The organism is Phormidium sp. CCY1219, assembly GCF_035615515.1.
Taxonomy (GTDB): domain Bacteria; phylum Cyanobacteriota; class Cyanobacteriia; order Cyanobacteriales; family Laspinemataceae; genus CCY1219.
The window spans coordinates 24,849-33,872 of the sequence record NZ_JAJENT010000951.1 but is presented as its reverse complement, the minus strand read 5'-3'; the positions used below and the strand labels follow the sequence as shown (position 1 = coordinate 33,872).

Annotated in this window: 7 protein-coding genes and 1 tRNA gene; 1 reads left to right on the top strand and 7 read right to left on the bottom strand. The window is 50.6% G+C overall.

Annotated features, from left to right (window positions below; translation table 11 throughout):
* Nucleotides 1-158: 158 nt before the first annotated feature.
* From LKK83_RS30815 to LKK83_RS30795, 5 genes are all read right to left on the bottom strand, one after another.
* Entirely contained in the window at nt 159-1,658 is a 1,500-nt protein-coding gene (locus LKK83_RS30815) for a carotenoid oxygenase family protein (RefSeq protein WP_324635286.1), read from the bottom strand.
* Between the two features lie 106 nt (nt 1,659-1,764).
* On the bottom strand, nt 1,765-3,147 hold the full coding sequence (locus LKK83_RS30810) for a folate/biopterin family MFS transporter (RefSeq protein WP_324635285.1): 1,383 nt from the start codon (nt 3,145-3,147) through the stop codon (nt 1,765-1,767).
* A gap of 723 nt (nt 3,148-3,870) precedes the next feature.
* Nucleotides 3,871-3,941 (bottom strand) — tRNA-Gly (locus tag LKK83_RS30805).
* 74 nt (nt 3,942-4,015) lie between these two features.
* Nucleotides 4,016-5,170, bottom strand: coding sequence for a hypothetical protein (locus tag LKK83_RS30800; RefSeq protein ID WP_324635284.1), 1,155 nt, complete (start codon nt 5,168-5,170; stop codon nt 4,016-4,018).
* 55 nt (nt 5,171-5,225) lie between these two features.
* Nucleotides 5,226-5,366, bottom strand: coding sequence for a hypothetical protein (locus LKK83_RS30795; protein WP_324635283.1), 141 nt, complete (start codon nt 5,364-5,366; stop codon nt 5,226-5,228).
* A gap of 41 nt (nt 5,367-5,407) precedes the next feature.
* On the opposite strand from LKK83_RS30795, the gene LKK83_RS30790 reads away from it, so the two are divergent.
* Nucleotides 5,408-6,007 carry a tRNA-(ms[2]io[6]A)-hydroxylase gene (locus LKK83_RS30790; RefSeq protein WP_324635282.1) on the top strand — a complete coding sequence of 200 codons (600 nt, stop codon included), beginning with the start codon at nt 5,408-5,410 and terminating at the stop codon, nt 6,005-6,007.
* 55 nt (nt 6,008-6,062) lie between these two features.
* Here LKK83_RS30790 and LKK83_RS30785 read toward each other — a convergent pair whose 3' ends face one another.
* Both LKK83_RS30785 and LKK83_RS30780 read right to left on the bottom strand, forming a co-directional pair.
* Nucleotides 6,063-7,151, bottom strand: coding sequence for a PleD family two-component system response regulator (locus LKK83_RS30785; protein WP_324635281.1), 1,089 nt, complete (start codon nt 7,149-7,151; stop codon nt 6,063-6,065).
* A complete protein-coding gene (locus LKK83_RS30780; protein ID WP_324635280.1) occupies nt 7,148-9,010 on the bottom strand; it encodes a two-component system response regulator in 1,863 nt (620 codons plus the stop codon). Before LKK83_RS30780 ends, LKK83_RS30785 begins: the two co-directional genes overlap by 4 nt.
* Nucleotides 9,011-9,024: the final 14 nt, after the last annotated feature.

Below are 9,024 nucleotides of genomic sequence, written 5' to 3'. Positions count from 1 at the left end.
AGAGTGCCAAAAGCACTCACATGCAAACATTTTGCTGCTTTACTTGTAATTCCTTTCCCCGAGAATCCGTATCCTCCCACCGACAGATTTTCGATTCACTTTCTCAAGGAAACCGGGATACAACCGTAGGGTGGGCATTGCCCACCCTACCTAACTACCTACCCTTGCGGGATAAAGCACTCCGGAGTAAAACTCCCATGCAACCCATAGGGAATATGATGTTTTAAATGCAATCGCGCAATCGGTCCGCAATCCAAATCCCGCGCATCTAAAATCACCAAATCCGAACGATGATGGGCCGCATCGTACATCAACAATAACACCCAGCCATCATCTTCTGTGGTGCCATTTGGACGGGGCACGAACACCGGTTCGCCGCCAAAACCGCGCGGCGCTGCACTCCAAAGCTGCCGATTTCCGGTGGCTAAATCGAGCTTTAAAATGGCTTGCAAAGGTGCATTTCCTGCCGCTTCGTGGGCTGTGCCGATATATAAATACCGATACGGGCGTCCCACATTTTGCGGATGCAAGGTGGGAAATTCGCAGCAGCGAGATTCTAGGGTTTGATGGGTTACGGTTTCCCGGCTTAAATTCACCTGAAATCGCCACAACTGTCCCGCCGGAATGGTATCAAAATCTATTTCTCGAAAATCCGCGTCGGGTTCCGGGGAGGGAAACGAATCGTAGCACACCGAATCGACAAACACCTCGCCGTTTTCTTCCCATGCATTGGCATGATGGAAGACAAAACAAGGCTCGGTTTCTAAAATTTTTACCGTATCTTTGCCGTTGCGGGGGATTAAAATAATCTTGGTGGGTTCTTGGGGATTGAACCGCAAGCACTGACTGGCACTGCGCCATCCCAGCAGGAATGGTAAAGGATTAAAGCTGACGGGATTTTGGAAGAAAATGCAGTAATTTGGCGTGATGGCCATATCGTGCAAAAATGCAAATCCTGGCACGGAATGGGCGTGGCGTCGCACCATTTTTCCGGCGCGATTGAGTTCGTAAATGGTAATGGTGGTAGACAGTCCGGGTTTTACGGAAAAATTCACCAAACAAGGTTCGCCGCCGTCAGCTTCACAATGGGGGTCGATGCGGGGATGGGCGGCGAAGGCGTCTCCCGGTTGCAAGGCATTGTTTAGGGAGTCGATGCCGATGGTTTCTAAGCTGTTTGGATCGAGTCGGTGCGGTTGAGCGGCTTCCCACAATGCTAAGAGTTTATTGCCCCAGTAAATAATGTGGGTATTGGCAATATTTTTGATGTTGAAATCGAAGAAGTTGGCCAGCCATCCGCCGGGTTTTTGGGTGCCAAAAACGCCACGATAAAGAATTTTTCCGGCTTGCTGTTCTTTTAAGTAGCCTTCGGTGCGGACGTAGCGATTGCTGAAGTAGGCGCGACCGTTTTTTAAGGCGATTTTGGCAATCATTCCATCGCCATCAAAGGGGTGATGAATTTGCTGCCCGTTGATATCGAGTAAGCCGGGACCGTTGCGGAAAAGGGTGCCTTCTAGGTCTGGGGGAATTTCTCCCTCGATGTTGTCTATCCAGTAGTCATATTCGTTGGGTTGGGATTCGTAACCTTTTTTCCAGTCTTCGCGATCGTAGGGGCGATCGCGCTTGGGTTGGGTGGAGGAAAGGCGGTCTTTCGTTTGCATATTGCGTTGAATTTACAAATTTTAACTTTTTGTTTTTTAGCGGATTTATCTGAGGCTGTCAACCGGGAAGGATGAGGGTGATTTTGTCATCCTTCCTGGGTGGGAGTTATGCTTGCAGGCTTTCTACGGAGGGCTGGGATTCGGGTGGGGAAACCGGGGAGACTTTGGTGGAGGTGCGATCGCTGTTGTCACCGTCGGGAAGCCAGTGGAGGAAGGGGAGGGGCAGCAAACTGCTGAGGTTGGCGATCGTAATTAATATCCAGAGGTTATCAAATTGGGTTTGCGTCACGTCCAACCAATGCATTAACAGTGCGCCTTCTTCGTATGACAGAAGTCCGGCTAAATTGGTTACGGACATCAGCAGGGCAAATAATGTGGCTTCTACCCCTTTCGGGCACAGGCGGGCGGCGAGTACCAATACGGGCATATAGGCAATCTGTCCCATGACGGTGAGAATCAGGCTATCGCCAATGCTGAACCAGCGATCGTCTATCCCGATCGCCCGGTTGGCGTGGGTGACGAGGAGCAATGCGCTCATTCCTAGCACTGCGGAAAGCACGGTTGACCACCTGAAGATTGTGCGAAAGGGGATACTTCTCAAAAAGCGCTGGAACAACCACACCCCCAGTAAGGAGGCGATGCTGGTGACGAGTCGCACTCTCCCTAGAAATTCCGGCTCAAATCCCAATTCGTTGGTGGTGAAGAAGAAGAAGGCGGAATCCGATGAGGGGGTGGCTTGCCAGATAAATAAAAAGGCGGTGGGCAACCAAATGGATTTTTGCGCGATCGCACCTTTGAGCTGTTTCACTTGGTCTTTCACGTTGCTCAACCCCTGATGAGCGTCGCGCACCGGTTCTTCCGCAATTAACCACGCCACTCCAGACACCAGCAAGGGAAAGGTAGCGGTAATCAAAAACACCGTTTGCGTGCTAAAGGCTTCCAGCAGAGAACCGCTCAAATAGGCGGTAATCAGCCCGCCCACTGCTGATGACCCCCAGCACAAGGATTGCAGGGAACCCGCGTCGCAAAGCGATTCTTTTCGCGCGCGCTCTACCACCAGGGAATCTACAATCACGTCGCTCACCGCCACTGACAGGGAACTCAGCAGCATCACCGCTGTCGCCGCCCACCCCGTGTGTACGATTGTCGCCATGCTGACCCAGGAGAGGACACCCAACAGTCCGGATAACACAATATAAGGCCGTCGGCGATAGCCGAAAATGGGAAAGGCATCGGAAATAAATCCGAATAGGGGCTTGACAATCCACGGAAAAGCTGCTATACCCATCAAGGCCGACACTTCCGCCGGACTTAACGCCAGTTCGTCTTTTAGGAAGAAACTGACGGCAAGTCTGGCTAACCCTAAAATCCCCTGGACAAAATACACCAGCAGAATGGCTATCAGTTCTGGGGTGGGTTCGTTTCCGAAAAATAGTTTCTCTTTTAGGGAGGCTTTCAGTTTGGCTGTGGCAACCGGGTTAATAAACATTAGCTTAACAAATTTTAACAATTCGCAATACTTTATAGCATATCTTCACCTCGGGCGGTTTGCCTACTCCATTTGGGTGAATTCCCCCCTCGATGCGAGGGCAAGGGCAAATGTGAGGGGCCGTTTTATCTGCTTTCCCCCTAATCCAGTTTGCCTGGATCCTCCTCCGGGGCCGCCCTCGGAGTGAAATTACAGGTAAATTCGTCTTATATTGTCAATTGGCAATTAAGCAGCCGGATTGCCTAGACTTGGGCGATCGCAAATTAGAAATTGCAGAAGATTTGAGTGGGCCGGTTTTGAAGGTAGGGAAAGCTTACTTATTTTTTCCGATCCAAATACCCTTTGAAGCCGAAATCACTTGCAAAACCCCCCGCTAAATCTAATGCTGATTTTACCAGTAGCATTGAAATGAGAGAAGTAGGATAAAATCCCCTTGAAACGCTCTAAATTTAAGGGAGTCAAGCTTGCCCGATAAAGAGGCATATTTTTATTGGATAGGGTTTTGTGACTTCACCGCTGGGCGTAGTTGGAGGGGCATAAGATAAGAGTTTGCCGCAGAGTGAAAACCAGGGGAGAGCATCAGTTAGACGCTACTTCTGAGGCGATCGCGATTATGGATGGCGATGAAATCTTGATGCTCGTTTGTGGTTTTCTCAAGTGGAGATGACGATGCCGGAAAAAGCGATCGCCTGCTGACTTGAAGTCCCAGCAACATCGGTGGAAAGCGGGCAGCGGGAATCGAACCCGCATCAATAGCTTGGAAGGCTATGGTTTTACCACTAAACTATGCCCGCGCAGCGTTTTCTCGCCAGCATTAACAATAATAACATACTTTTCTGGTTTGACAAGCGGTTTGGCAAATTTTTTTTTACAGGCGCTCCACCTTGAGGTAAACCTCTAGCAAGCAAGCCACCGGCTGACCTGCAGTTTCGGCAGGTGTGAAGTTCAACTGGCGAGTGATGCGAAGGGCGAAGTCCCAATACTCCTGACCCACCGCCTCTGGTTGGACGGCGAGCAGTTCGGCGCGACCGGTGGGGTCGATTAATAAGGTTAACACCAATTCTTCCGTAATTGGGCTTTGTCGGTTTGAGGGGTAGACGATCGCGGAAAACTCGGGGGGCTGTTCGATAACCTGGGCGGCGCGATCGGGAATATCTCTGCCATGATTGGCAAGGCGAACGTTTGTCAGCGTTGCCATCACCCCGACCCCAGTTTCGGTGTTTGACCCCGTTTCTGTCTCTTGCCCTTCCGTGGGTTCCGCTGGCGCGGGTGAGGAATTAGCAAGGGGTTCCGGTTCTGGTGTCGGTTCGGGAGTTGGTGTTGGTTCGGGAGTTGGTTCCGGAGTTGGTGTTGGTTCTGGAGTTGGTTCGGGAGTTGGTGTTGGTTCTGGTGTTGGTTCGGGAGTTGGTGTTGGTTCTGGTGTTGGTTCTGGAGTTGGTTCCGGAGTCGGAGTTGGTTCCGGGGTTGGTTCGGGAGTTGGTTCCGGTATCGGTTCCGGTGTTGGTTCCGGGGTTGGTTCGGGAGTTGGTTCCGGAGTTGGTTCCGGAGTGGGTTCTGGTTCGGGTTGGGGGGAGAGTTCCGGGGTGATGAGGTTCGGGATTAGGTCTGGTTCCCAGAGTTCGCGACGAGAGGTGAGGCGTTCTCTTGGGGAGGGGAGTGGGGGTGCAGGCGCTGGTGGGGGAGGGATTAATGGTGCTGGGGAGAGTGGGGGTGGGGGTTTGGGAGAGAAATCGGAGGTTTCCCGACGAGTGGTGAAGCGCGGGGTGGGGGGTTCCGGTTCGGGTTCCGGTGTGGGTTCCGGTTCGGGTTCCGGTGTGGGTGGGGGGGAGGAAGGGGTTTCGGCGGAGATTTCGATTAAGTGAACGGCGATCGCATCGGAAAGGGTCGGGGGGCGATCGGCGCGTTTCACCTCTTGTACCCAGCAAAAGGCGGCGAGAAGATGTAGAGAGACAGAGGCGAAGTAGGCGGCGAACCACACCCCAGCAGATACTTCCGGATGGCTTGGTTTGATTGGGATTGACATGTTTGGAAAAATATGGTAATAAAACGGCGTTCCGGAAACCATTGAACCTTTAGACTTACGCCAGCGACGGGGAGACAACCGGGTTAAGCAAGGGGGCAAATGATGGCGATCGCGCCTCGTGGGGGGAGAGGGTGAGGGGAAAGATAAAAAAAGCGATCGCGGATGCCGCTTGGGGAGGAATTTGAGATAGAATCAAACTGTCCCTTGGGGATGGGAAGGTTTGATGCCAAATTCCAGATGAGTGCTGCAACCGTGCAAACGATTAAATTTCTCAAGCAACCGACATTGCCCGAGTGGGTGGAGTTAGCGATCGACAATATAGAGACAATTTTGCTGGATCATTCTCACTGCGAACGAAAAGCGGCGGGAGTAGCGTTAAATTTAATGTTTCGCTACCCGTCGAACGAGAAAATGGTGCGAATGCTGACCGCGATCGCCAGAGAAGAACTGGAGCATTTTGAATTAGTCAACCAGCATCTCGAGAAGCGGGGTATTCCCTTAGCGCCGTTAAATGCGCCCCCTTATGCGGCGGGATTAAAAGCGCAAATTCGCCGCAACGAACCCGAGAGATTTTTAGATTTCTTATTAGTTTACGGACTGATTGAAGCGCGCAGTCACGAACGATTGGGCTTGCTGGGGGAACATTGTCCCGATGCGGAATTAGCGAAATTTTATCGCAGTTTGATGGCATCGGAGGCGAGACATTATGGGGCGTATTGGATTTTAGCGACCACGTATTTTGAGCGAGACATCGTGACAGCGCGGTTAGAGGAATTAGCCAATGTAGAAAGCGAATTGCTCTCCACCCTGTATCCACATCCGAGAATTCACAGTTAGGGGGTGATAGAGAGAGACTGGAGGTGGGGGAAAAGGAGAGTATCGGGGGGGGAATTTATCCATCGCAAGGAAAGGGGGGATTAATGCAGGGTTGGGGGTCGCGTGGGGGCGATCGCAGCAGGTCAATGCAGTAGCGATTTCGGCCTTCTTTTTTCGCGCGATAAAGGGCTTTATCGGCGCGATGGATCAGGTCATTTAAGCAGTCGCGATCGCGGGGGATGGTACTGGCAATTCCGAGGCTCAACGTCACGAATGGACTGACAGCAGAAGCGGGATGGTGGATGTGGAGTTGCTGTATTTCGTGCTGGATGCGTTTCGCGACGCGCAAAGCGTTACGAATATTGCTAGCGGGCAGAATGACCACAAATTCTTCGCCGCCATAACGGGCGACTAAATAGTTGGGTCTGTTCACCGCCCGGTAAATGGCTTTTGCCACACGCTGCAAGCAAGCATCGCCGGCGAGATGACCGAAGGTATCGTTATAATTTTTAAAAAAATCGATATCGCACAGTACCAAAGAAAGGGGGGAACAGTCTTGCTGCGATCGCTGCCATTGTTTTTGTAAATATTCATCAAAATGCCGCCGATTGGCCACCTGAGTTAAGCCATCCACACAGACCAATTCCTTTAACTGCTGGTTAGCTTGTTGTAAAGCATCTTCTGCGTGGCGGCGTTTTTCGATTTCCTGGCGCAGTCGAGCATTTTGCAATTCAAGCAATTGATTTTTTTCCTGTAGTTCTTTCTGCAAGCGCTTCAGGTTGAGTTGGTTTTCCACCCGCGCTTCGACTTCCGGAAATTGAAACGGTTTGGTAATGTAATCCGCGCCACCGACTTCAAAGGCTTTGACCTTATCTTGAACGTTATCTAAAACGCTAATAAAGATAATCGGAATTTCGCAAGTTTTATCCATTGATTTCAAGGCTTGGCAAACCTGGTAGCCATTCATATCCGGCATATTAATATCGAGTAAAATGACATCCGGGGGTAAGGTTTGGCAAGCCATCAGGGCAATTTTTCCGTTTAAGGCTTTGCGAACCCGATAGCCGCGATTTTGCAGCATGGAGGATAACAGGCGCAGGTTATCCGGTGTATCGTCAACGATGAGAATATTGCCTTTTAGCGGTTCGTCTGCATGGTGATTCATGTGATTTTTCCCCCTGTGGGTGTCGATCGCCATTGGGGTGAAGAATCCAGCAACTCTAAAACGGCTGAACTCTGCAAAGGTTTAGCAAAAAGATAACCCTGACCGAAGGTGCAGTGAAGTTGTTGGAGTTGGGCGAATTGGGAGGAGGTTTCTATGCCTTCGGCGATCGTGCTCATGCCGAGGGTATGAGCCATCTGAATAATCGCCATCACCAACCCTTGTTCCCGGGTTTGCTCTATGCGATCCACGAAAGACTTGTCGATTTTGAGGGTATTAAAAGGGAAGCGATGCAGATAGCTCAGGGAAGAGTATCCGGTGCCAAAGTCATCGATGCATAATTCAATATTGCTGCATTGGAGTTTCTGAATCAGTTTCATAGCGCGGTCTGGATTCTCCACTAAAGCGCTTTCGGTGACTTCTAGTTTTAAGTATTTGGGGTTCAGTTGCGTTTGAGTGAGGATGGTGGCAATTTTTTCAGTTAAATCCGTTTGGGAAAACAAGCGCCCGGAAAGGTTGACGCTGACGGTGAGGGGAGTGCTGCGGCGGTAGCGCATCTGCCACTGTTTTAGCCGATCGCAAGCTTCCTGCAAAACCCAAAGGTCAATCTCGGCGATCGCACCGGTTTCTTCTGCAATGGGAATGAACTGCGCCGGCGAAATTATGCCCCGGGTGGGATGTCGCCAGCGCACCAATGCTTCAAACCCAGAAATAGTGCCGGTTTGCAGAGAAACGATTGGCTGATAACAAACGATAAATTCTTTCCGGTCTACCGCTCTTCGCAAATCGTTTTCTAGCTCTAAAAGCTGCAGGGCTTCTTGGTGCATTCCTGGGTCGAAGACGTGATAGCGGGCTTTTCCCAATGCCTTTGCGCGATACATAGCGGTGTCGGCATCGCGCAATAAATATTCCGGTTTGTCATCTTCGCGATCGCCTAAAGTAATCCCAATACTCGCATTAATAAACACTTCATATCGCGACAGTTGAAACGGGTTAGAAAGGGACTGCAAAATATTTTCTGCCATGTCGGTGGCCATGCCGATATCGCTGACCTGTTCTAAAAGGATGGCAAATTCGTCGCCGCCGAGACGGGCCAGGGTATCGGCTTCGCTCAACAACATTTCCAGGCGACGGGCGATGGCGCTTAACAGTTCGTCCCCGACAAAATGACCGAGGGAATCATTAATCACTTTAAAGCGATCGCAGTCGAGAAACAGCACCGCAAACTGATACTCTTCCTGTTGTTTGGCGCGGGCGATCGCCTCGTCTAAGCGCCCCATCAAAAACGCGCGATTCGGCAGATTCGTCAGCGGATCGTGCAGAGCCATATTAAGCAACTTAATTTGCAACTGCTTGCGTTCCACAATTTCTTCTTTGAGGGCTTCATTGGTAGATTCGAGCTGACGGGTACGTTCTTTGACGCGCTGTTCGAGTTCCGCATTGAGGTTGAGAATTTCTGCTTCTGCTGCCTTGAGCGCCAGTTGATATTGAACCCGGGCTAAAACTTCTTCAAATTGAAACGGTTTCGTGATATAATCCACAGCGCCGATGCTAAATGCTTTCACCTTATCCAGGGCATCATCTAGGGCACTGAGAAAAATCACGGGAATCTCGCAAGTCTTCGGATCCGCTTTTAGGGTTTGGCAGACTTCATAACCATCCATATCCGGCATCATTATATCGAGCAAAATGAGATCGAAGCTTGCGGTTTGACAAGCCATCAGCGCCATTTGCCCGTTTAAGGCTTTATAAACATTATACCCTTCGCGGTTGAGGAGTTTTGCTAAAAACCGCAAGTTGGTGGGGGTATCGTCAACAACGAGAATGTTATGTTTGGAAGGATCGACCTGAATAAAATTCATCTAATATCCGGATA